Here is a 24,752-nt window from a genome sequence, read left to right as displayed (position 1 = left end):
GCAGTGTACGATTTCCAATCCTTCGTGGAACGCCGTGGCACGACGTCGGCCAAATGGCACATGATCGAAGACGAAATGGGACCGGGCAATGAGGATGTGGCCGCCCTGTCCGTGGCCGATATGGAATTCAAGCCGGCGCCGCAGATCGTCGACGCTCTGGTGTCGGCCGCACAGCACGACATCTTCGGCTACGATTACGCGCCTGAAGAATATTTCGATGCGCTGGTCTCCTGGATGCATCGTCGTCACGGCTTCGACATCAAGCCCGAATGGGTGACGCTGTCCGATGGCGTCATGCCGGCCATCAACACGGCGCTGCGTGCGGTCACCCACCCCGGCGACAAGGTCATCATTCAGGGACCGGTCTATTATCCGTTCAAAGCCGCAGCCGAACATAACGGTCTGACGATTCTGGACAACCAGCTGCTGACGGACGCTGACGGCCGTTATTCCATGGATTTCGACGATCTGGAGCAGAAGGCCTCCGATCCGCGATGCGCCGCGATCATGCTGTGCAATCCCCATAATCCCGTAGGCCGCGTGTGGACCGCCGACGAACTGCGCCGCCTTGGCGATATCTGCATCGATAACGGCGTGGTCGTTCTGGCCGACGAAATCCATGCCGATTTCTCCTATCCGGAGCATCCGGTGACGATGTTCGGCACGCTGGGCGAAAAGTACGCGAATCATTGCTACGAATTCACCGCCCCGACGAAAACCTTCAATCTGGCCGGCCTGCTGTGCTCCAATGTCGTCACCGCCAATCCCGAACTGAAGAAGGTCTTCGACATCGCCGCGGACAACATCGCAGGCCTGACCGTCAGCCACTTCGGTCTTGTGGCCTGCGAGGCCGCCTACAACAATGCGGAATCCTGGCTGGACGAATTGATGGATGTCCTGGCCGGCAACCTCGCCTTGCTGCGTGATTTCGTCGAAAAGACCCCGGGCATGCGGTTGGTGGAACCGGAAGGCACGTATCTGGCATGGGTGGATTGCCGAGGCCTCGGCTTCGCGACGGCGGACGAACTGCGTGATTTCATGCGCAACGAAGCCCGCGTCTACTTCGATGAAGGCATCATGTTCGGTGAATGCGGCGCGGGCTTCGAACGCGTGAATCTCGCCTGCCCGAAGGCGATGCTCGCCGAAGTGCTGGATCGCATCGGCAAGGCGTTGACGGCACGCTCCTGACGCAACGCGCGGACGATCGCCGATCGCCGGAGCCATCGGACGGACGTTTTCCGATTGCGCCCAAGCCGTTACGTTACAAACTGCGGGTACAATGAGAACCATGATATAGTCCGTCGCCGTAAAGGCGGCGGGCATATTTTTGCGAAAAAGCAATAGGGCGTAAGCCAGCAAGGCAGGGGAGCGTACATGGGCAGGAACAGGCGTGGAATTTGGGCGATGATACGTCATATTGCGGCATCGGACCGAATTTCCGGCCTTATCATGCTCGGTTTCGCATTGGCGGGCCTGATCCTCGCCAATCTGCCGGCGACCGCCCACCTTTTCGAAACGATCGCCGAAACGTATATCGGCATTCCGTACACGAACATCGATCTGCCGATCGGCCATTGGGCGCAGGACGGCCTGTTGACGGTGTTCTTCCTCACGGTGGGCCTTGACCTGAAGCAGGAGCTCACCACCGGTTCGCTGGCCAATCCCAAATCCGCGGCGGTGCCGATGCTGTGCGCGGTGGGCGGCATGCTGATGCCGCCCGTGCTGTTTCTCATCGTCACGATGCTGTTCGCCCATTTCGGTGCGGGTGGATTGGACAACATCGTCATCGCTTCGGGCGAGGTCATTCCGTTCACGGATGCGGCGCAGGGATGGGCGGTGCCTACCGCAACCGATATCGCCTTCTCCCTGGCCGTGCTCGCACTGTTCGCGAAGGGCCTGCCAGGCTCGATCCGCGCGTTTTTGATGACGCTCGCCACCGTCGACGATCTGCTGGCCATCATTCTGATCGCCGTGTTCTTCTCATCGGTGAACGCATGGTACTGGTTCATCGGCATCGCCGTGTGCGCGGCGATCTGGGCGGTGCTGGTGCGCCGGCAGCGTGTGCCGTGGATCGCCGTCGGCGTCATCGGCATTCTGGCCTGGGTGATGATGTTCGAAGCCGGCGTGCACCCGACATTGGCCGGCGTTCTGGTCGGTCTGCTGACGCCTGCGCACGAAGTGTACGGCGAGCAGTCGCCGCGCGCGGAACGGTACGCGAGCAAGCTGCAGCCGTTCTCTTCGTTGCTGGCGTTGCCTATTTTCGCATTGTTCGCCACAGGCGTGCATTTCGAATCGATCACGCCCGCACTGCTGGTCTCTCCGATCGTGATCGCGCTGATCGTGGCGCTGGTGATCGGCAAACCCCTGGGCATTATGATCACGGCATGGATCGCCACGCATATCGGGCGTCTGAGCATGCCTAAGGGCCTGCGCGTGCGCGACATGCTTCCGGCGGCCTGCGCCTGCGGCATCGGCTTCACCGTCGCCTTCCTCGTGGCCTCCCTCGCATACACCGATCCTGAATTGTCGGCGGAAAGCCGCTTCGGCGTGCTTGTGGCGTCGCTGATCGCGGCGGGGCTGTCCGGCGTGCTGCTGCACCTCCAATCCAAGAAGTACGAGCGTGAAGCCGCGTTGCAGGCGCAGCGGCCGCACGACGACGACCAGGCGTCGCAGGATGAGGAAACCGAATCCGTGCTTGCCGACGGCAGCATCGTGTTCAGCCAGATCATTCGCAGAAGGAGGCATCGTGGAAACGAACGACGCTGACACCTCGCCTTTGGGCCAGACCTATCAGCGCGGCCCCGTCATCATGCGCGGGTCGATGATTCCGAAAGACAACACCACCGGCAACCTGGTCAGATCCGACCAGTCCGCCGATTGGCTGCATATGGATCCGTGGCGTGTATTGCGCATCCAGGCGGAATTCGTCGACGGCTTCGGCGCTTTGGCGGAACTTGGGCCCGCCGTCAGCGTCTTCGGCTCATCCCGCACCAAGCCGGAGGATCCCGCGTATCAGGCCGCATGCCGTATGGGCGAGCTCATCGCGGGCGACGGCGTCGCCGTCATCACCGGCGGCGGGCCCGGCATCATGGAAGCGGCCAACAAAGGAGCTGCGCTGGCCGGCGGCAAATCGGTGGGCCTCGGCATCGAACTGCCGCATGAGCAAGGCATCAACCAATGGGTGAACCTGGGCATGAACTTCCGCTATTTCTTCGTACGCAAAACGATGTTCGTCAAATATTCGTCCGGCGTGATCATCTGTCCGGGAGGCTTCGGCACATTGGATGAGATGTTCGAACTGCTCACCCTGGTGCAGACGCATAAGGTGACGTCGATGCCGGTCGTGCTGTACGGCAGGGACTACTGGAGGGGACTGCTTGATTGGATCGGCGGAACGGTGCGCGACCACGGCATGATCTCGCCGCTGGACCCCTCGTTGGTGACGTTGACGGACGATGCGCGGGAGGCGGCAGAAATCGCGGTCAGCGGCATCATGTCGCGTCAACGGGACCGTTAGAGTCCCACGGTTTTTCGCCTCATACGGCCGCATATGATCGTGGCCCGCAGATGTGTCGTCTGCGGGCCACGATCATATGCGCTTCGATTCCTCGCATGTTCGCACGAATCGAAGTCGACGCGGATCAGCGTTTGACGGCGAGCAGCAATCCCGATCCCGTCGGCGTCAGGGTCGTGACGAAACGTTCGTCCTCTTCCACGGCATTGATCAGATCGCGCATGGCGACGGCCTTATCACTGCGGTCCGCGGGATTCAGGACGCCGCCGTTGGTGTGGGCGGACGCGAATGCCAGCACGTCGGTGAATGCGATGATGCCGTGGGCTTTCAACAGACGATGCGCCTGATTGAACGTGGCATCATAGTTGGCCGCGTCGCCGCCGACGACGATCAGATCGTATACGCCGCCGTTGAGACGGGGCAGGAACACGCCGGGATTCGCATTGACCGCGCGCAGCGAGGTCTGCGTGGTATCGGAGATCCGGGCGAACAGGCGGCGCACCAGCGCGATGCCCTGCGCGGAGGAGTCCACGGCGGTGAGCTGGCCGTTGCCTTCCATGCCTTCGATCATCTGCAGCGTTTCGATGATCGACCCTGTGCCGACCGAAATGACGGACGTGGCGGAAGTGACATGCACGAGAGCCTGCAACAGGTCGCCTTGTGCGGCGGGGCCTTGCGGGATGCCTGATTCCTCGGCCCATGCGCGCACTTCCTGGGCCAGTGGCGACTGGCGTGCAAACGCATGATCCTCAACATATTCCCAAGCCTGTGCCCTTGTAGTGTATGAGGTTTTATCCATGATCGTCGTTTCCCCCAGCGCGCCTTACCGTTCTTTGACCTTGGAGATGAGCTGCCAGATCTCCTCGCCGACGTCGATGCCGCGCGGGCATTCCCGAGTGCAGGCGCGTACGGACTGGCAGGCGGTGATGCCATCGGCCGTGTCGATCGCATCAAGACGCTCATCGGCATGCGTATCGCGGGAATCGTTGATGAAACGCGATGCCGTGATCAATGCGGCCGGTCCGACGAACGCTTCGCCGCCGGCGTACACCGGGCAGCTGCCTTCGCATACGCCGCAGGCGATGCAATTGCTCAACAGCTCGTATTTGGCCAACTGTTCAGGATTCTGCAGATATTCGAATACGTCGACCTTGCCGTCGGAGGTGACGGCAAGCGCGCCCTCCGCCTGCAGATACGGCTTCAGACGCTTGATCTGCTCCAGCATCGGATCGATGTCGGCGATCAGGTCGCGCAGCGGAGGGAAGCCCGGCAGCGGAGCCAGTTCGATGACGCCCAGCGACGAGGATGCGGCGTCTTCCGCTGCATCCTCGGCCTGCTCTTCCGTCGGTTCGCCTGTACGACGGAACCCTTCATCATCGACCTGCGCGAAAGCGTTCTCCGGCTTCGCCCATTCGCCGACCGTGGCGGTGCACAGCAGCGTGGGGGAGCCGTTGATGGCGACCGCGTCGGATCCGCACATGCCGTGGCCGCAGGAATAGCGGAACGCCAGCGTCGGATCGATCTTGCGTTTGACCGTCAGCAGGCAGTCCAGCACGGTATCTTCAGGACGGGCCGGAACCGTGTATTCCTGCACCCACTGGCGGCCGCGCGGGCGGCGGCGGGCGGCCGCGCCGGAATCGCCGAACGGCGAGCTTTTCCTGGCGAACGGGCTTGCGGAACGTTCGCGGCTGCGCTCGGCGCGCGGAGTGAACCTGTTCACTTTCAACGTCACCGTCTTCACACCGTGTTCCATACTTCACCTGCCTGCCTGAATATAACAAAACGTCATATAGTGTGCCATAAGCCGTGCCCTCCTTATCAGTACGTGCGGGCCTGCGGCGGCATGTCGACGATGTGCACGGGCTGCCATGCGACATCGCCGTTCGTGTCGGTCATCGAATGGGCGAGGAAGCGCGCATCGTCGCGTTCCGGGAAGTCCAGACGCTTCAGGGAGCCTCGCGATTCCTCACGGGCCGCGGACGCCGACAACACCGCTCCGCCCAAGTCCAGCAGATGGCGGATCTCCCAGATCGCGGTGATCTCCTGATTGAACATGGCGGTGGCGTCATGCGCATGCAGCGCCGCGGCTCGAGGAAGCAGACTCTCGCGCACGACCTCCAGTGCGTCGGCGATGCCGGCCGCATCGCAGCGGACGGCCACGGCACGTTCCATCGCGGCGCCCAGATCGGCCATCAGACGGTACGGATTGTCATCGGCGCCATCCGTATGCGCGGCGGCGTCGGCGGCATCGCCAAGCAGCGCAGCGACTTCGTCGCGACGACGTGCGGCGGCGTCTTCGACCGCGTCCTCGACGGAGCCGTCCTCTTCGCGCATCGGATCGTTGACGGGATCATCCGCGATGCGCCGCGCCAACGCCTCGCCGGCGCGGGTGCCGAACAGGCAGGCGTCCAGCAGCGAATTGCCTCCGAGACGGTTCGCGCCATGCACGGACACGCAGGAGCATTCGCCGGCTGCGAACAGGCCGTCGACGATACGGCGCTCGCCGTCCGTCCAACGATACGCCTCGCCGTCCGTGGTGATCGGAATGCCGCCCATCGTATAGTGCGCGGTCGGTTTGACCGGCACATAATCCTTCGTCGGATCGATGTTCGCGTATTCGCGGATGGTTTCGACCACCTGCGGCAGCACATCATGCATATGATCGGCGTCGATGCCCGTCATGTCAAGCCATACGCAGTCCTTCGGCCCGTCCGGATCCTTCGGGTCGGCGACGCCGCGTCCGGCATCGATTTCGGCCATGATCGAACGGCTCACCACGTCGCGGGCGGCCAGATCCGCATGCCCCGGCGCATAGCGTTCCATGAACGCCTCGCCGTCGGCGTTGCGCAGCACGCCGCCTTCCGCACGCGCCGCCTCGGAAAGCAGAATGCCCGTATGCGCCAGCCCCGTGGGATGGAACTGCACGAATTCGCAATCCTCAAGCTGCAGGCCGGCCTGCAAGGCGAGCGCCATGCCGTCGCCGGTCAGATCCCAGGAATTCGACGTCGTATGGAACAGCCGGCCTGCACCGCCGGTGGCAAGCAGCACGTTATTCGCATGAATCGCATGAGTGACGCCGGCATGCGTATCGAAGGCGACGATGCCGCGTACGGCGGAACCATCCTCGGACAGCACCAGATCGGTCACATACCATTCTTCGGCGAACTGCACGCCTTCGGCGACGCACTGCTGCCAGAGCGCGTGCAGGATCTGATGGCCGATGCGGTCGGTCGCATAGGCGGCACGGCGCACCGGTTCGGCGCCGAAGTCCTTGGTATGCCCGCCGAAACGACGCTGCGCGATACGCCCGTCATCGGTACGGGAGAACGCCACCCCCGAACGTTCCAGATCAATCACCGTGGCGGGGGCCTGCTGTGCGAGCAGCATGGCAGCATCCTGGTCGACCAGCCAGTCGCCGCCCTTGACGGTGTCGTAGTAATGCCAATGCCAGTCGTCATGCTCCACGTTGCCCAATGCGGCGGCGATGCCGCCTTCGGCGGAGCCGGTATGCGAGCGCAACGGCTGGAGTTTGGACACCACGAGAATGTTCGGTTCGATTCCCGTGTCTTTCAGGTTTTGCATGCGCTCGCTGCGCAGGCATCCCAACGCCGCGGACAGGCCGGCCGCTCCGGCGCCGACGATCACCGCATCATACAGATCTTCAACATGCTTCGGACTCATACCCTTGATTGTCGCACAGGGCGGGACGAAAGTCGGTATGTCTGGGTGCCGTCGACGACGGTGACGTCGCCGCCCATTTCGAGTTCGCCGAGTCCCTGCATGATGTCGCCGATGGTCGGGCGGTCGCGTCGCGCATCGTTGAGCAACGCGCATAGCGTGTCTGCGGTGGCGGGAATGCGTCGGCGCTCGCAGATGCTGATGGCGTGCAGTATGGCGTTTCGTATGTCGTGCCGCGTGCTGTCGTTCGATGCCGCCGCGTCGCCGTCTGCGACGCTGTCCTGTGGCTTGGCGGCGTCCGCGGCGGCGTTTCGCGATTGTGCGGCATCGCCGTCGTATCCGGCGTCGCCGTTCGGAGCGTCGCCGTCGGCGATGCCGATGTCTTCGGCGTCGTCTTCATCGCCGTTTGCGATGTCGCCGTTGCCGGTCGCGTCGTCGGTTTCCTCGTCTTCGCCGCCAAGACATGTATGCGCCGGCATATGCGCTTCATGATTGAAGATGCCGTTGTCGTTGCATGAGCACAGGATGATGGCTTTGCCCTCTTCGATGAGCCGATTGCATCCGGTGTTGTTCGGCATGGTGATATCGCCCGGCACCGCATACAGTTCGCGATTCAGCTCGTTGGCCCAACCTGCGGTGTTGAGCGCTCCGGAACGCGCCCGCGCCTGCACGATGACCACAGTGGATGACAGTGCGGCGATGATGCGGTTGCGCAATAGGAATCTTCGTGCTTCGGGAATGGTGTCGGGGCAGTGTTCGCTGATGAGCGCGCCGTCGTTGGCGATGATCCCGTCGAAGAGATGCTGGTTGATCTTCGGTCCGATGTGGTTGAGCCCGCCGGCGAAAACGGCGACGGTTTCGCCGGCCGTTTCAGGTGAGGAGGCTTTGACGCCCACCGCGGTCCAATGTGCCGCCGCGTCGATGCCCATGGCGCCTCCGGATACCACCAGATGCCCGTTCCGGGCGGCATGTCGTGCTATCTCCTGCGCGACCTGACGTCCGTAATCGTTGGCGCCGCGTGATCCGACGATGCCGATGGGCTTCGGACAGCTGACCAAAGCCGCCGGATTGCCACGGCCCCATAGGCATAGGGGAGGAGCCCAGTTGGTGCGTACGGTCAGATCGTCAAGCTGATGCGGCCAGTACGGGCTGTTCGGCGCAATGATCCACATCGTGCCGTTGCCGCTCAGCCAACTCACCAAGGCCCGCCCTTCCCTATAAGGCATCGTCGTCAGTCGTCGCCGCCATGATGCCAGCGCATGATGGAACGAAGTCATGCCGCGCGGCGTTGCCTTGCGCCCCCATCTGGCCAAACCGGTGACGAACGCCTCGTCCAAAGCGCGCGTCGCGGCACGCGACACCAGCGAATCCGCATCGGCGTCGCCGTCGATCATCAGCTGCAACGCCGTCCCCGCACCGCCCGTGCCTTTCAGCAAGGCATGCATCATCGCATCGGCGCCGTCAAGGCAATACGTCAGCACGGCTCTCGCCAGCGTCTCATCATCAAGCGGAACATGGCCGCATCGTGCATCCTCGCCGGCCGAGGCATCGCCCGCCGTGACGTCGCCGGTCATGATGCCGCCGGGCGTGGCGCCCTCTGTTGCGAAGCCGCCCGTCATAACGTCGTCGCCTGCACAATCGTCGTTCATGATAATCGCGTCCTCATCGAAATGCCCTGCGCCATCTCCTCCGTGCCGGGCGACACGCGCCCCGCCAGATCGGACAGCGTCCACGCCAAGCGCATCGCCCTATCCGCGCCCCTCAAACTCAGCCGTTCGCTTTCCAACGCGTGATTGATCATCGTCAGCGCTTTGGCCGAAGTGTTCGCGCGCAGCCACGTGCCGGTCGCCTGCGCATTGCACGACCAGCCCCACTCGCGATATCGTTCATGGGCCGCACGCTTCGCTGTGACCACCTGAGAACGAATATCCTCGCTCGACCGGCGAGGAGCCATGCTTTCCACGTCAAGACGCTCCACCGGAGGCACCATCACCTGAATGTCGATCCGATCCAGAATCGGACCGGAAAGACGATTGAAATAGCGGATACGGTCACGCTCACGGCACGTACAGCGCTCGCCCGTACCGTAGGCGAAGCCGCATGGGCACGGATTCGCCGCCATGATCAGCTGGAAGCGCGCCGGATACAGCGTCGTGCCCTTCGAACGGGACAACGTCACATACCCGCATTCCAACGGCTCGCGCAGCGTCTGCAGCACGCGCGCGGGGAATTCGGGAGCCTCATCCATGAACAGAATGCCGCAATGCGCCCGCGTAATCGCCCCGGGGGCGGCCAAACCGGAGCCCCCACCCACCAAAGACGCGGTCGACGCCGTATGATGAGGCGCCTCAAACGGCGGGACATCGGTAATGCCATACTCGGACAGCGTGCCGCACAGCGAACGGATGGACGCCACCTCCAACTGCTCATCCTCATTCAACGGGCACATGATGCTCGGCAGGCGCGAAGCCAGCATGGTCTTGCCCGTACCGGGAGGACCGACCATCAGCAGATGATGGCCGCCGGCGGCCGCCACCTCAAGCGACCATTTCGTCTGCTCCTGACCGACCACATCGGCCATATCGCCCACGTCATGCGTAAAGCGCTTCCCGTCGTCCAGGTCACGGTCGATCTGACCGTCAGGCAGCCGATATCTGGCATCGCCGCCGAACATCTCGATCAATTCGCCGACATGCCGTACCGTGACGATCTCGAGCCCCTCGACCAGATCGGATTCGTCGGCATTCGCGGCTGGAACGATGATGCGACGGATGCCACGCTCACGCGCATGCAGCATGATCGGCAACAGTCCATGAATCGGCAGCACCGTACCGTCAAGATTCAACTCGCCCAACACGATCGTATCGGCCACGCAATCCACGGGGATCATGCCCGCCGCGCTCAGCACGCCCGCGGCGATGGCCAGGTCATGCGAAGAGCCGCGCTTGGGAAACGACGCAGGCGACAGATTCACCGTGACGCGGGTCTGCGGCCAGGAGAAGCCACTGGCCTGGCATGCCGAACGAACGCGCTCGCGGGCCTCCGACAAGGATGTGTCGGGCAGGCCGATGATGGAGAAATACGGCAGGCCGGGGGAGATGAACGCCTGCACTTGGATCGTGAAGGCCTTCAGACCAATCAGGCCCACGGAAAGAGCGCCTCCGATGGCCATCAGAACGCCCCTTCGATGTGATGCACCAGGGGCGTGCCGCCGCGGACGACGATCGTCACCACGTCGAAGCGCACCCCGTCGTGTGCGAAACGATGCTCCGGTTCCAACAGCCATTGCACCGCCGCATGGCGAAGATTGCTCTGTTTGGCGTGGTTCACCGCTTCTTGCGGAACCCCGTAGCGCAGGGTTCTGCGTGTCTTGACCTCGACGAATACGATGATGCGATCCGGCGTCAGGGAAACGACGTCCAATTCGCCGAAACGCGACCGCCAATTACGGTCCAGCGTCCGCCACTGCCGTGATTCCAACCATGCCGCGGCGTACTGTTCGCCGATCTCGCCCAGCTGCCGGGCGGTCAGCGTGCCGTCATGCAGGCGCTGCTCCAACTCGTCGATTCGCCGTTGAATCGTATCGTCTTCATGATTCCTCGTATCCATATATCAAGTGGAACAGAGCGCGGCATGTTCCGGCAAGGACGACCGGGCATTGTGGACGAATGGACGACCGCCGGGGCGTGTCGTGGACGGAATGTGGACAATTTCCGCTTATCCACACCGACTTGTCCACAATGCGTTCCGACGGATCCGACGCCGCCGAGCGTCGGAGAATATCGGACGGGGCGGCAAGATCGCCGGCGAAACCAGGCGATGCGGAGCGGAACCAATCGCGGCGGCACCGCGGAACAGGGCCAATGCAGGACAAAACGGATGCGGCGCCGCTCCGTTATCCGGAGACGGCGCCGCATGAATATATCGAAAATATGCCGAAAGGCTGATTCGCGCGGTTTTCAGCCGACCAGCGAGGTCAGTTCGCCGAGGTTCAGTTCGAAGCTGACGCCGCGATCCTCATGGTGCGGCTGGTTCTGCGTGCTGATCATCGCGTGGCGCACGAATTCGCCGGCCACGCGTGCGGCCTCATCCAGGGAACGGCCGGCCATCACGGCGCCGCACAGGGCGGAGGCGAACGCGTCGCCGGTGCCGTGGGACATGAACGGCAGCTTCTCATGGGCGAGCTCGATGCGGCCCTGCGCGCCGGATTCGGCGGAGGCCACATAGTTGCGCAGCATGCCGTCCCCGCGGTCGATGCCTTTGAGCACGACATGCTTCGCGCCCAGACCGAGCAGCGCGTCAAGCATGTCGGCGACCTGGCCGTCGTCGAGGTTCTGCCCCGGATATTCACGGCCGGTCAGAATCGAAGCCTCGGTCAGATTCGGCAACAGCACGTCGGCGCCATCGGCGAGCGCGCCCATCGCCTCGCACAGTTCCGGCGTGTAGGTCGCGTAGATTTCGCCGGCGTCGCCCATCACCGGGTCGACCAGACGCAGCGCGTTCGGGTATTCGCCGTACAGCCGCTGGATCAGGGCGACCTGTTCGGCGGAGCCGAGGAAGCCGGAGTAGACGCCGTCGAGCTCGACGTCCTCCTTCCTCCACGCGTCAAGATAGCCGGAAAGGATGTCGGTGGTGTCGTGGAAGGTGAACACCTCGTAGCGCGTGTGCGCGGAGAACAGCGCGGTCGGTACGGGGCATACGTCGCAGCCGGCCGCGGAAAGAATCGGGATCGCGGCGGTCAGCGAGCATTTGCCGTATCCGCACATGTCGTGCACCGCGGCGACGCGCGGAATGTAATGAGGGTCACGCTGGTAAAGCGTCATGTCGGTCATGGGATGTCCTTTCCTCTCGTTTCACGAGGCCACCGTTTTCGGATCGGTCGGCCGTTGCCGTGAAGCTGCATACGACTTTAGTCCCAAACTTGGGAACGGGATTGCAATTGTTTGCATATGGGACGCGGTCCGTGCGGCATAGAACGTCGTTTCCGGGCGTGTCGCCGAGTCGGGGCGGCGTGGCGCGCGCCCCTCGGCATGGCGGAATCGTCTCCGGCGACGCCGTTCGATAGGCCGTTATAAGGAAGAACGATAACGATTTTCTTGCGCATGGCCTGCCGCGTTCCGTATCGTCGTCGTCAACGTCGCGCCGACGACGTCTGGAAATACGAGGAAAGGACATGCGGATGACTCGATTCGAACGGCGGCATTTTGAAACCCTGCAGTTGCATGCGGGACAGGAGCGGGCCGATCCGGCCACCGATTCGCGCGCGGTGCCGATCTACCAGACCGCGAGCTACGTGTTCCATGATTTCGACCATGCCGCAGCGCGTTTCGCATTGTCGGACCCGGGCAACATCTATGGCCGTCTGACCAATCCGACGCAGAGCGTGTTCGAGGAGCGCATCGCGGCTTTGGAGGGCGGCGCCGCGGCATTGGCCGTCGCCTCCGGCGCGGCCGCCGTCGAATATGCGGTCCGCAACATCACCCAGGCGGGCGACCATATCGTCGCGGCCCGCAACATCTACGGCGGCACCTACAACCTGCTGCGCCACACGCTGCCGCGTGACGGCGTGGACACGACGTTCGTGCCGGCCGACGACCCGGACGCCTTCGAAGACGCGATCCGGGGAAACACGAAGCTCATCTATGCGGAGACCTTCGGCAATCCAAACGCCGACCTGTGCGACGTCGAGCGTTTGGGCGAGATCGCGCACCGCCATCATCTGCCGCTGGTCGTCGACAACACGTTCGCCACGCCGTATCTGTTCCGCCCGCTGGAGCATGGCGCCGACGTCGTGGTCGAATCGGCCACGAAGTTCATCGGCGGGCATGGCACGACGCTGGGCGGCGTCATCGTCGAAGGCGGCCGGTTCGACTGGTCGGCCGTGCCGGGCAGGTTCCCGACGTTGAGCGAGCCGGATCCGAGCTATCACGGCCTCGTGTTCCATGAAGCTCTGGGCGCCTGCGCGTTCGTCACCCGCATCCGTGCGGTATTGCTGCGCGACACCGGCGCGACGCTGTCGCCGTTCGCCGCGTTCCTGCTGCTGCAGGGCACGGAGACGCTGTCGCTGCGCGTCGAACGTCATGTGTCGAATGCGTTGCAGGTCGTGGAATATCTGCGCCGGGTGCCGCAGGTCGTTTCGGTGTCGCACCCCTCCATCGAAGGGCGTGCCGATAACGCGCTGTACCGCAGGTATTTCCCCGACGGCGCATGTTCGATCTTCACCTTCGACATCGCCGGGGGCAAGGATGCGGCGCGTGTGTTCATCGACAACCTGCACCTGTTCAGCCTGCTCGCCAACGTGGCCGACGCCAAGAGCCTGGTGATCCACCCCGCCTCCACCACGCATGCGCAACTGAATGAGCGGGAATTGGCCGAACAGGGAATTTCGGAAGGGACGATCCGCCTGTCCATCGGATTGGAGCATATCGACGACATCATCGCCGACCTTGACGGCGCGTTCGACGCGGTGCGCGCCGCAGGCCACGGAGCATAGACGGCCGGCAGCAGCGGGCATGGTCCGCCGTCGGGCGGATTGGGCCGCTCATCCTCGAGGATGAGCGGCCCTTCGCATTCCATCCCGCCGCACGATGCCGTCGGCGACGGATGTTCCATACGCTGGAATCATCGGCCGGGCGAAATCGGTAACGTCCGGCGCGTTTCACGACAGGGGAAGGAACAGCCATGCAGGAAAGCAGCATGAATCCCGCATATGCAGGCGATCGGACGGACGTCCGCGAGACGGGCGTGCCGGTCGTGCGCCCGGCGGCGATCGAGGCGATCGGACTGAAAAAGGACTATGGCCGCGGGGAAGGCGTCGTGCATGCGCTGCGCGACGTGAACATCAGATTCGAAAAAGGCCGGTTCACAGCCATCATGGGGCCGTCCGGCTCGGGAAAATCCACACTGATGCACACTTTGGCGGGGCTGGATTCGGTCACGGCCGGGCACATCATGTTCGACGGGGCCGACATCACCGTCATGAACGACAACCAGCTGACGAAGCTGCGCCGCGACAAGATAGGCTTCATCTTCCAAAACTTCAATCTGCTGCCCATGTTCACCGCCGAACAGAACATCGTCATGCCGTTGACGCTGGCGGGCCGCAAGGCGGACCGCCAATGGTTCGACATGCTGGTCTCCACGCTGGGATTGAAGGAGCGTCTGAACCACAGGCCCAACGAACTGTCCGGCGGCCAGCAGCAGCGCGTCGCCATCGCCCGCGCTCTGATCGGCAAGCCGGCCTTGGTGTTCGCGGACGAGCCGACGGGAAACCTCGATTCGGTCTCCAGCGCGGAGGTGCTCAGCTTCCTGCGGCATTCCGTCAAGGAGCTGGGGCAGACGATCGTCATGGTGACGCATGATGCGGTCGCGGCCTCCTACGCCGACCGTGCCATCGTCTTCGCCGACGGGCGCATCGTCGCCGATGAGGACGCCCCGTCCGCCGAACGGATGAACGAGCTGCTGATGGCGGAGCGGGAGCGCGCCACACGCGCCGCCACGCCGTCCGACCCCACGCCGTTCTCCGGAGTCCAGGGCGCATCGGCCCGCCACGCCCGCTGAAAGGAGGATCCGACATGTGGTCAATCACCGTGAAACTCATGCGCAAAAGCCTCAGAATGCTCATTCCCGCGGGAATCGCCATTCTGATCGGCACCGCGTTCATAGCCTCGACCTTCCTGCTCGGCAATGCGATGGACGACTCCCTGCGTCGTCAGCTGACCGCGCAGTACGGCGACGCGAACTATTTCGTGACGACCGAAAAACTGGAAGGTCTGAGCGACGAGGAAATCAACGAAGTCTATACGAGGACAGTCGGTGATTTCCGTCTCGACGGCATCCGGGCCGTACAAGGCGTCAGATCCGTGCGGGCCGACGCGTCGAACGAACTCGACGTGACCACGACGGACGGACGCCACGCCAACGGCTACGCCGTCTCCACCGCGGACGAGCCCGGACTGCTTCCCGTCGATATCACGGAAGGAGACCAGCCGGCCGAAGACGACGAAATCGCACTGCCGAAAGCCATGGCGGGCCAGCTCGGTATCTCCATCGGGGACACCGTCGGCGTCGACTCGCAATGGGCATACCACGAGAACGGCGGCACGGACGACTATGAAGTGCGCGTCGTCGGCCTGACGGAGGACACCGGCGGCGCCTACGGCTATTACGGCGGCGCCGCGGTATTGTCCGACAACGTGCTGGCGTACATCAACGGCGTGGCCGATTTCAACGACGCCACCGTCACCATGCTGCTGCTCGACCTCGATGACGACGACCAGCGGACGCTGGACGACGCCATCTCGCAGATCGAAACGATGCTGCCGGAACACTACATCGTGGAAAGCCGTCAGGTGCTGGGCGACATGGCCATGGACGCGCTCAGCGCCGGTCAGACCGACATCGTCACCACCTTCCTGATGAGCTTCGGCATCCTCGCCATGATCGTCGCCGCACTCGTCATCGCCAACACCTTCCAGGTGCTCGTCGCCCAACGCCGCCGCATCCTCGCGTTGCTGCGCACCATCGGCGCGAGGAAGGGACAGCTGTACGCCTCGGTGCTGTTCGAAGCGGGCCTGCTTGGCCTGGTCGCATCCCTGCTGGGCGTGGGTGCCGGCATCGGCCTGATGGGCCTGGTCTGCGGATCCGACGTGATGAAGGCCAACGGCGCTGACCTGCGGCTGATCCTCACCTGGCCGGTGTTCATCGTTCCGGTGTCGTTCGGCGTCGTCATGACGGTGCTCGCCTCCATTGGTTCGGCGCGGCTCGCCACGTCCGTCACCGCCTTGGAAGCGCTGCGCCCGCTCGAATTGACGGACAGGCGCAAGACCGGCCGCGTGCGCGGCATCGTGGGCGTGCTGTCCATCATCGTCGGCATCGCGGCCGCCGCGATCTGCGTACAACGACTGACGGCCGGACTGGACGGCGACGACACCATCCTCAACGACCAGTACAGCATCATCCTGCTCGGCGCGATAGCGGGCGCGGGACTGATCTTCCTCGGCGTCGTGCTGACCTCCCTCTTCTGGATGCCCGTCCTGATGAAAGGCGTCGGCGCGCTCGTCGCCCACGCCGGACCATCCGCGACGCTGGCGCATGCGAACATCCAGAAGAACCCGCGTCGCATCGCGGCCACGGGCGCGGCCCTGCTGATCGGCGTGACACTGGTCTCCACCATCGCCACCGGAGCGGCCAGCGCCAAGGAAACGATGGGGGACGCGCTCGACAGCCGCTACAGCGTCGACATCGTCGCGTCCGGCGTCACCCCGAAGGAAGCCGAAGCCATCGCCGGCATCAAGGGCGTCGCCGGATCCCTGTACGCGCCCACCGAAAACGCCATCGTCAAGGACCAGGACGGGCAGGAGCTTTCCGCCCTGCTCGTGGGAGTCGACGACATCAACGAGCTCGCGGACGTCATGCAGGCGGACCTGTCCGGCGTCACGCTCGGCCCCGACGCCATCCTGCTGCCCCGATACACCGCCAACACGGGCAAGGAGCTCGCCTACGAGGCCGGACAGGACATCGACGTGACGATGCTCGACCAGCCCACCGGCGAAAGGAAGGATACCGTGGCGTTCGCGCCGCAGCAGGCGGACTATCGTCGCGTATCCAACTCCTACAGCGTCGTCGCCTTCATCGACGCCGAACGTTTTACGGACGGAGAGCTCGACACAAGCGGACATCTCATGCTGATCGACGTCGACGAAGGCTCGGACGCCACGCTCAACGACGTGTTCCTCGACGTGCAGCGGCAGACCGAAGACAACGGTGACGTCACCGTATCCGGCCCCATCGCCGAACGCGCCGAATGGGACCAGATGATCGACTCGATGATGCTGCTGCTGGTCGGGCTGATCGCGGTCGCCGTGTTCATCGCGCTTATCGGCGTCGCCAACACGCTGAGCCTGTCGGTGATCGAACGCACCCACGAATCCGCGACGCTGCGCGCCATCGGCATGACACGCGGCCAGCTGCGACGGTCGCTGGCCATCGAAGCGCTGCTCATCTCGATCGTCTCCGGCGTCTGCGGCATCGTGCTCGGCACGCTGTTCGGCTGGCTCGGCTCCTATATGGTGTTCAGCCTGTACGCCGAAACCGTGTTCCCCATCGAATGGGAATACGACGGCATCATGCTGGCGGTGGCCGCGATCGCGGCCCTGCTCGCCAGCATCCTGCCGGCCCGCCGCGCCATCAAGACGCCGCCGGTCGAAGCGCTGGCCGAAAGCTGACGCCGTAGAAGACGCCGGCGGCCATCCTCGTGACGGCATTGGGGCGGAACCCGAAACGGGTTCCGCCCCAATGCCGTCACTGCGTATTCCGGACGCCCGGGCAACCGAAACGCGCGGCCATTGCCCACACGCCGCGCCGTCGGCCCCATATACGGTCAGACCAGATGGTTCTCATAGGCGAACACCACCGCCTGCACCCGATCGCGGGCATTGATCTTCGACAGAATATGCGCCACATGCGTTTTGACGGTCGGCAGGCCGACGAACAGCTTATCGGCGATCTCCTGATTGCTCAGGCCATGGGCGATCTCGATCAGCACCTCGCGCTCGCGTTCGGTGAGCGTATCCAGCTCCGGGTCGGTGTATGCGGCCGGCTCTCCGTCGCATGGCCCAAGCGGGGCCCCGGCCTGGCCGCCATCCGCGCCGGGCGTGTTCCTCGTCAGACCGTCGGCCATCATCTTTTCGATAAGGCGCTTCGTCGCGGACGGCGCGATGATCGCATTGCCGTGGAATACGGTGCGGATGGAATTGAGCAGCGTCTCCGGCTCCGTGTCCTTGAGCAGGAAGCCGGAAGCGCCCGCATTGATCGCGGCCATCACGTATTCATCCAGATCGAACGTCGTAAGGATGATCACGCGGGTGCGTGCAGGACGATCCGGCGCTCCGTCGGCGTCCTCGCCGTCGGCATGCATGGCGCTGATGCGCCGGGCCGCTTCGATGCCATCCATGCCGGGCATGCGCACGTCCATCAGCATCACATCGGGATGCGTCGTCCCGGCCAGCGCCACGGCCGTTTCGCCGTCCCCGGCCTGCCCCACCACCTGCATGTCCGGCTGCGAGCCGATCACCATCGAGAAGCCGACGCGTACGAGTTCCTGGTCGTCGGCGATTGCCACCCGAATCCTTTGCATGTCGTTCATAGGCCCCACACTAGCCGACGGCCGCGGTCTCAGACCGGTGCAACATACCCTGAATCCGACCCTGAGCGCACCCGGGGGAGCGTATGGCCTACCGTTGCGGGGCGTCCGGCGTCGGAGCCGTATCGCCGGCGAAGTCCTTCAGCTGCTCATCCAAGGATTTCACGGGGTGCAGCTGCATCTGCGGCGCGGCGTCCCGTTGCGGGGCGTCGCTGAATTCCGTCTGGCGCAGAACGCCGAGCAGCCGTCGCATATGCGCCAATGCGGCACGTCCCTGATCGCCGATCGCCTTGAACGCCGCCGTGATGTCTTCTCGGGAGGGGGACCGTCCGTCAGCGGCGCATTCGTCCAGCATCCGCAGGCCGTCCGCGGCCTGATCGATGACGGTGGTCAACGTGCGCGTGACCTCCTCCTGAATGCGTGCGCCGATGCGGTCGCGTTCCATATTCGCCGCCAGCAGCTTCTGCTTCTCCTGCTCGGCGCGCAACGCCTCCTCGCGGGCCCGCAGCACCAGCACGTTGGTCCCGCTGGAGCGGGTCCAACGCGCCGCCGCGATGACGCCGAAGCAGACCATGGCGGTGCTGACGGCCCACATCACCGCGGTCAGTCTGGAAAAATAGGGCATCGGCATGCCCAGACGCAGGCCCCGCAGCCAATCGAACAGCGTCACGTACCCCCTGACTTCGACCCCCACTCTCAGACCGACGAGCCCCGCGTCCACGATCGCTGCGGCCCCGGCCCAGCGCCAGGCATGCTCCCGTCCGTACAGCACCGCGGAATACAACGAGCACAATGCCAGCAGATTCACGGTGATGATCGACCCGGGGAGGAAGGCAAGCTGGAACGCGGCGGATACGGCCACGACGGCGGCGCTTGATTCCGGGAACCGGCGTCGGAACGCCAGCGGCGTGACCATCATGACGATGACGAGCATGTCGGCCAGATACTGCCGCATCGTAGGCGTATCCAGCATCCAGAACGCGACATCGCCATAGGAGGACGACAGCAGGCGGAGCGATACGACCAGCATCAATGCGGCGGACAGCGAATCGACGAGCATGTAATGCCGTTCCGTCCACTGCGACAGGCGCTCCACGGCATTGGAACGCTTCCCGCCGTCCAACGAGGCCTGGTCTATCGGACGGGAACGGAATTTCGCGAATAACGACGTCACGGCGGACAGCGACGGCATGGCAAGACGCACGGATGGGGCCGCCGGCCTCTCGGCCTCCGCCCGGCGACGCTCGGCCGTCGGCTGCGCAACGCCGTCGTGCGGGGCGTCGCCTGGCACGACGACGGCGGACTCCACATCCGCAGAGTCGCCCGTGCGTTCCGCGGCGTCATCGCCGTCCCCGTCGGATCGCCGAGACCCAAGGGGCACTTCGGCGGCCACCGCGTATCCGCCGTTCAGCCGTGGCCCGCTCGACACGCGGCCTCCGACCGCCTCGACGCGTTCGCGCATGCCCAGCAGGCCGTATCCGCTCGTATGCCCGTCCAATGAGGCGGCCGCGCCGCGTCCGTCGTCCTCGATGACGATGCGCAGCATGTCGTCGCCCCAATCCTCCCGTATCGTCACGGTGACGCGCGGTCCGGCGTATTTGCGGACATTCGTCAGGGATTCCTGCACGACGCGGTATATGGCGACGCCCGCCGGTCCGGACAGTCGGGAAGGGGCCGGGGCGCCGTGAACGACCCGGGTGAACGTGCAGTCCGGCGCCGTGTTCGTGGCCTGTGTGACCAGCGCGTCGATGTCGGCGTAGTCGGCATGCCGGGAACCGCCGAACACGCCCAACAGGCATTTCATATCGTGCAATGCGCGCTCCGCCTCATGGCGGATCGTGTGCATCGTGGCGCGGGCGATGTCCGGGTCGTCCGCGCCCGCATACCTTCCACCGTCGGATTGGATGATGATGATCGACAGGGTGTGGGCGACGACGTCATGCATATCGCGGGCGATGCGTGCACGTTCGGCCAGGGCGGCGATATGGCGCTCCTCCTGCTCGCGGGCCTCGATGGCGGCGTTGCGTTCCCTCATCATGCTGACGGTGGCCAGGCGTGCGCGCTGCCAGTACGCCATGACGATGGTGGACAGCAGACACAGGCAGATCAGCATGTAGAGGAACAGGGAACTGCCGATGATCGACACCCAGAACGACGGATCCGTCAACGCCTCCCGGATCGGCACATACTGTTCCGCATACACCGGTCCGGGGAACCGCGGGCCGATGACCGACACCCATCCCATCATCGAAGCGGCCACGGCGCCCATGCCGAACGCCAGGACGATGTACGGACGCGTATGCCGGGGCTCGTCGTACACGATCACCGAATACAGCATCGGAAGCGCCAGAAAATCGGTAAGGGTCATCATCGGACCGACGATGAGCTGCGCGATGGCCAATGCGACGAACAGCAACGCCGCCGTACGCGGACGCCAGCGGCGCATCGCCAACGGCACCAGTTGCACGCACGTCCATACCATCTGTCCGGACGTGGAAACCATGAACAGCAGACCGGGGGACCGTCCCAGCGACGAAGCGGTACCGAGGAACAGCAACGCATACAGCAGGGCATACGCGGTGTCCTTCACCAGTACGTTGCCCCGGACCGCATCAACCAAGCGTGCCATCAATCCCATGAAAGAACAGGCTAGCGCGAAGTCCCCACGGCGGCCATCATACGCGGGGATGAGCGGGCGCGCCCATGTGCATGCCGTACGGCGGAACAGGGACGCCGCGCCGAACGCGGACGCTTCATCACGGCAAGGAGACCGCCCGATTATGCTATGACGGGTAAAGGATGCTGCGCGCGGGTCGGGAGGATGCGCGCGCGGGCGTGAATCCCGTGATCTCATGCAACATGACGCCATGGGACAGTGAAGGAAGGTGGAAGGCGATGACGTTGCTCGCCGAATACTATGTGCCGGGACTGCATATCGAGGACCGCTCGATCATGGTCCCGTTCGATTGGACAGGCCGCAAGCCCGGGCAAGGATTCGCCGGTGAAAGCGTCAACCTGTTCTACCGCGTCGTCACCGCACCCGAACACGTGCACGACGACATGCCGCTGCTGATCTTCCTGCAAGGCGGCCCCGGCGGCGCCGGCCCGCGTCTGAACAGCCCGCAATCCGACGGTTGGATCGAGGAGGCCGTCAGGCATTTCCGCGTCATACTGCCCGACCAGCGCGGCACAGGGCGTTCCTCGCGCATCGATTCGCATATCATGAACCGGATGGACGCCGCCCAGGGAGCGGCCTACCTGAAGAAATTCCTCGCCGATTCCATCATCCGCGATTTCGAGCATCTGCGACTGACCGAATTCGAAGGCCGGCGTTGGGTGACGCTCGGCCAAAGCTACGGCGGCTTCCTTACGTTGACGTACCTTTCGCTGTTCCCGGACGGCGTCACCGCAAGCTTCACCACCGGCGGCATCCCGCATGTGCCGGCCGACGCCACCGAAGTGTACGAACATACCTTCCCGCGCATGGAAACGAAAACGCGCCGGTATTATGAACGCTACCCGCAGGACGCCGAACGCGTGGCGGCGGTGGCCGACATCATCGAAGCCGCGGGGCCGGAAGGCATCGCGCTGCCCAACGGCGATATGCTGACCGTCGAGCGCCTGCAGACGTTGGGCTCCGACTTCGGCATGAAACCGAGCTTCGAACGCGTGCATTGGATCATGGACGACGCCTTCCTCGACGGGGACGGCTCCGCTTCGGCCTCGTCGGAGCTGTCCGACGAATTCCTGTTCAAGGTGATGACGGCGACCGCGTCGAAACCGCTCTACTGGCCGCTGCAGGAATTCATCTACGCGAACGGCGAGCTGGACGAGCCGATCCGATGGGCCGCGCAGCGCGTACGCGACGCCATGCCGCAATTCGGCGCGGACCGCCGTCCGCTGACCTTCACCGGAGAGGCGATGTTCCCGTGGATGTTCGAACAGGAGAAGGCGCTGCGGCCATTCAAGCCCGCAATGGACCTTCTGATGGAGGACACGCGTTTCGGCGTGATCTACGACGCCGACCGGCTGGCCCGCAACGAAGTGCCGCTGCAATCCGCCGTCTACTTCGACGACATGTACGTCGACTCCGGCATGCAGCTCGACACGCTCAGCCGCGTCGGACGCTCCCACTATTGGGTGACCAACGAATTCGAACATGACGGGCTGCACGGTTCCGTCGTGTTCAGACACCTGTACGACGAGGCGCTCAACCGCGGCGACCTCGAGGAACTGTTCCGCTGATTTTCCCCCACCGCCGGATTCCCATCGAAACAACACGGACAAGACTTAAGGAGACACGCATGAACGGCAACACCACCCGGCCGACGATCGGCTTCATCGGCTACGGCAACATGGCCCAGGCCATCGCGCAAGGCATGGTCGCGGCGAACGCCGCCGACGGCGACCGCATCGTCGCCTGCGCCGCGCACTTCGACAAACTGCAGCGCAACGTGGAACGCATCGGCGCCCATGCCATGCATGACGCGAACGAAATCGCGCAGACCGCCGACGTCGTCATCATCGCCATCAAACCGCACCAGATCGAGTCCGTGATCGGCCCCCTCGCCGAAACGCTGGCGGCACGCGGCACGCTGGTCGTCTCCATCGCGGCGGGCTGGAACCTGGAACGATACCGGGCCCTGTTCGGCGACGCCGCCTCGCGCGTTCACCTGCAGTGCACGATCCCGAACACGCCGATGGCCGTCGGCAAAGGCGTGCTCGTCACCGAAACGGACAACACGTTGGACGAGGCGCAGACCGGTCTGTTCGAATCGTTGTTCGCCCCGATCTCGCTGATCGAACGCGTCGACGCCGCCCATATGGACATCGCCATGGTCGTCGCCGGCTGCGCGCCCGCCTTCACCGCGATGTACATCGAGGCATTGGGCGACGCCGGCGTGAAATACGGCCTGTCCCGCGCCGCCGCCTATCGCCTGGCGGCCCGCATGGTCGAAGGCGTGGGCGCGTTGTATCTGAACGACGAAACGCATCCGGGCGCGATGAAGGACGCGGTCTGCTCGCCGGGCGGCACCACCATCCGAGGCGTCGCCCGATTGGAGAAGGACGGATTCCGCGGAGCGGTCATCGACGCGGTGGACGAAATCGTCGGCTGAAGCGGCGGCGGCTCGCGACATCAGCGGAACGCAGCACGATACGTGTTGACGTGGCTGGAAGGTAGGCTAACAGGCATGTCTCTTACTATCGGAATCGTCGGACTGCCGAACGTCGGCAAGTCCACCATGTTCAATGCGCTGACCCGCAACAACGTGCTGGCGGAGAACTATCCGTTCGCCACCATCGAGCCGAACACCGGCATCGTGCCGCTGCCGGACGACCGTCTGCCCGTGCTCGCCGAACTCGTGCACACCGAAAAGATCGTGCCGGCCACCGTCACCTTCGTCGACATCGCCGGCATCGTCAAAGGCGCGTCGGAAGGCGAAGGCCTGGGCAACAAGTTCCTGGCCAACATCCGCGAGGCGGACGCGATCTGCGAAGTCGTGCGCGCCTTCGAAAACGACGACATCGTGCATGTCAACGGCAAGGTCGATCCGTCCGACGACATCGAAACGATCAACACGGAGCTGATCCTCGCCGATCTGCAGACCATCGAAAACGCGCTGCCGAAGCTCGAAAAGGATCTGCGCGGCAAGAAGATCGAACCGTCCTATATGGAGGCGGTGAAGAAGGCCAAGGAAATCCTCGAGGCCGGCGAAACCATCGACCATGCCGCCCGCGAAGGCCGTTTCGACAAGGACGAGGTCTACGACCTGCATCTGATGACCGCCAAGCCGTTCATCTACGTGTTCAACGTGGACGATTCCGAACTGGCCAACGACGAGCTCAAGGCGAAGCTGGCCGCCTCCGTCGCCCCGGCGCAGGCCATCTTCCTCAATGCGCAGTTCGAAGCCGAGCTGACCGAGCTCGATGAGGCGGACGCCCGTGAAATGCTCGAAGACGCCGGCCTGAAGGAGTCCGGCCTCGACCAGCTCGCCCGCGTCGGCTTCGACATCCTCGGCCTGCAGACCTTCCTGACCGCAGGCGAAAAGGAAGTGCGCGCATGGCAGATCCATAAGGGCTGGACCGCCCCGCAGGCCGCCGGCGTCATCCATACGGATTTCGAAAAGGGCTTCATCAAGGCCGAAGTCGTCTCCTACGACGATTTCGTCGCCGCCGAAGGCAGCATGGCCAAGATCAAGGAGGAAGGCAAGCTCCGCCTTGAAGGCAAGGACTACGTGATGCAGGACGGCGACATCGTCGAATTCAAGTTCAACGTGTCCAAGTAGGGCCCCGTAAAGCCTCAAACCCATTCCGAAAGCGGCGTGGCTCCGATTATCGCTCACCGCGTATCGCAGGAGCCGCGCCGCTTTCATAAGCCTTGCGGCGGATGTGCGGTCCGCCGTCGAATCGGTGAAC

General features: G+C 64.0%; 18 protein-coding genes. 9 read left to right on the top strand and 9 right to left on the bottom strand.

Annotation, left to right across the window (positions count from 1 at the left end; genetic code table 11):
- Window positions 1–3: 3 nt before the first annotated feature.
- From AC1AX7_RS00605 to AC1AX7_RS00595, 3 genes are all read left to right on the top strand, one after another.
- On the top strand, window positions 4–1,188 hold the full coding sequence (locus AC1AX7_RS00605; RefSeq protein WP_476508383.1) for a MalY/PatB family protein: 1,185 nt from the start codon (window positions 4–6) through the stop codon (window positions 1,186–1,188).
- A gap of 186 nt (window positions 1,189–1,374) precedes the next feature.
- Window positions 1,375–2,766, top strand: coding sequence for a Na+/H+ antiporter NhaA (locus AC1AX7_RS00600; protein WP_476508173.1), 1,392 nt, complete (start codon window positions 1,375–1,377; stop codon window positions 2,764–2,766).
- Window positions 2,767–2,809: 43 nt separating this feature from the next.
- Entirely contained in the window at window positions 2,810–3,517 is a 708-nt protein-coding gene (locus AC1AX7_RS00595; RefSeq protein WP_476508382.1) for an LOG family protein, read from the top strand.
- Between the two features lie 124 nt (window positions 3,518–3,641).
- Here AC1AX7_RS00595 and AC1AX7_RS00590 read toward each other — a convergent pair whose 3' ends face one another.
- The 7 genes from AC1AX7_RS00590 to AC1AX7_RS00560 form a co-directional block, all read right to left on the bottom strand.
- On the bottom strand, window positions 3,642–4,313 hold the full coding sequence (locus tag AC1AX7_RS00590) for an O-methyltransferase (RefSeq protein ID WP_476508172.1): 672 nt from the start codon (window positions 4,311–4,313) through the stop codon (window positions 3,642–3,644).
- Between the two features lie 24 nt (window positions 4,314–4,337).
- Window positions 4,338–5,267, bottom strand: a complete 930-nt coding sequence (locus AC1AX7_RS00585) for a succinate dehydrogenase/fumarate reductase iron-sulfur subunit (RefSeq protein WP_476508171.1) — start codon at window positions 5,265–5,267, stop codon at window positions 4,338–4,340.
- 65 nt (window positions 5,268–5,332) lie between these two features.
- Window positions 5,333–7,195 (bottom strand): FAD-binding protein, encoded by a 1,863-nt coding sequence (locus AC1AX7_RS00580; RefSeq protein ID WP_476508170.1) that lies wholly within the window; start codon window positions 7,193–7,195, stop codon window positions 5,333–5,335.
- Window positions 7,192–8,841, bottom strand: coding sequence for a DNA-processing protein DprA (gene dprA, locus AC1AX7_RS00575; RefSeq protein WP_476508169.1), 1,650 nt, complete (start codon window positions 8,839–8,841; stop codon window positions 7,192–7,194). Before dprA ends, AC1AX7_RS00580 begins: the two co-directional genes overlap by 4 nt.
- A complete protein-coding gene (locus AC1AX7_RS00570; RefSeq protein ID WP_476508168.1) occupies window positions 8,838–10,364 on the bottom strand; it encodes a YifB family Mg chelatase-like AAA ATPase in 1,527 nt (508 codons plus the stop codon). The genes dprA and AC1AX7_RS00570 overlap by 4 nt, the downstream gene beginning before the upstream one ends.
- Complete coding sequence (locus AC1AX7_RS00565) at window positions 10,364–10,801, bottom strand: YraN family protein (protein WP_476508167.1); 438 nt, start codon at window positions 10,799–10,801, stop codon at window positions 10,364–10,366. Before AC1AX7_RS00565 ends, AC1AX7_RS00570 begins: the two co-directional genes overlap by 1 nt.
- A gap of 350 nt (window positions 10,802–11,151) precedes the next feature.
- Window positions 11,152–12,024: a PfkB family carbohydrate kinase gene (locus tag AC1AX7_RS00560; RefSeq protein WP_476508166.1), complete on the bottom strand. Its 873-nt coding sequence runs from the start codon at window positions 12,022–12,024 to the stop codon at window positions 11,152–11,154.
- Between the two features lie 347 nt (window positions 12,025–12,371).
- Between AC1AX7_RS00560 and AC1AX7_RS00555 the strand changes: the two genes are divergently transcribed.
- From AC1AX7_RS00555 to AC1AX7_RS00545, 3 genes are all read left to right on the top strand, one after another.
- The gene (locus tag AC1AX7_RS00555) at window positions 12,372–13,685 is read left to right on the top strand and encodes an O-acetylhomoserine aminocarboxypropyltransferase/cysteine synthase family protein (RefSeq protein WP_476508165.1); all 1,314 of its coding nucleotides are present in this window, start codon (window positions 12,372–12,374) and stop codon (window positions 13,683–13,685) included.
- Between the two features lie 203 nt (window positions 13,686–13,888).
- On the top strand, window positions 13,889–14,752 hold the full coding sequence (locus AC1AX7_RS00550) for an ABC transporter ATP-binding protein (RefSeq protein WP_476508381.1): 864 nt from the start codon (window positions 13,889–13,891) through the stop codon (window positions 14,750–14,752).
- A 14-nt stretch (window positions 14,753–14,766) separates the two neighbouring features.
- Window positions 14,767–17,418 (top strand): ABC transporter permease, encoded by a 2,652-nt coding sequence (locus tag AC1AX7_RS00545; RefSeq protein WP_476508164.1) that lies wholly within the window; start codon window positions 14,767–14,769, stop codon window positions 17,416–17,418.
- Window positions 17,419–17,573: 155 nt separating this feature from the next.
- Here AC1AX7_RS00545 and AC1AX7_RS00540 read toward each other — a convergent pair whose 3' ends face one another.
- On the bottom strand, window positions 17,574–18,338 hold the full coding sequence (locus AC1AX7_RS00540) for a response regulator (RefSeq protein ID WP_476508163.1): 765 nt from the start codon (window positions 18,336–18,338) through the stop codon (window positions 17,574–17,576).
- 88 nt (window positions 18,339–18,426) lie between these two features.
- Window positions 18,427–20,964, bottom strand: coding sequence for a sensor histidine kinase (locus AC1AX7_RS00535; protein WP_476508162.1), 2,538 nt, complete (start codon window positions 20,962–20,964; stop codon window positions 18,427–18,429).
- A 266-nt stretch (window positions 20,965–21,230) separates the two neighbouring features.
- Between AC1AX7_RS00535 and AC1AX7_RS00530 the strand changes: the two genes are divergently transcribed.
- The 3 genes from AC1AX7_RS00530 to ychF all read left to right on the top strand — a co-directional run bounded on the left by AC1AX7_RS00530 (window position 21,231) and on the right by ychF (window position 24,622).
- A complete protein-coding gene (locus tag AC1AX7_RS00530) occupies window positions 21,231–22,580 on the top strand; it encodes an alpha/beta fold hydrolase (protein ID WP_476508161.1) in 1,350 nt (449 codons plus the stop codon).
- Between the two features lie 59 nt (window positions 22,581–22,639).
- Window positions 22,640–23,452 (top strand): pyrroline-5-carboxylate reductase, encoded by an 813-nt coding sequence (gene proC, locus AC1AX7_RS00525; RefSeq protein WP_476508160.1) that lies wholly within the window; start codon window positions 22,640–22,642, stop codon window positions 23,450–23,452.
- A gap of 75 nt (window positions 23,453–23,527) precedes the next feature.
- The gene (gene ychF, locus AC1AX7_RS00520; RefSeq protein WP_476508159.1) at window positions 23,528–24,622 is read left to right on the top strand and encodes a redox-regulated ATPase YchF; all 1,095 of its coding nucleotides are present in this window, start codon (window positions 23,528–23,530) and stop codon (window positions 24,620–24,622) included.
- The last annotated feature ends 130 nt before the right edge of the window (window positions 24,623–24,752 follow it).

This window comes from Bifidobacterium sp. LH_449, from assembly GCF_056356755.1.
The sequence above is the reverse complement of the archived record's forward strand: the minus strand, read 5'-3'. Positions and strand labels throughout refer to the sequence as shown.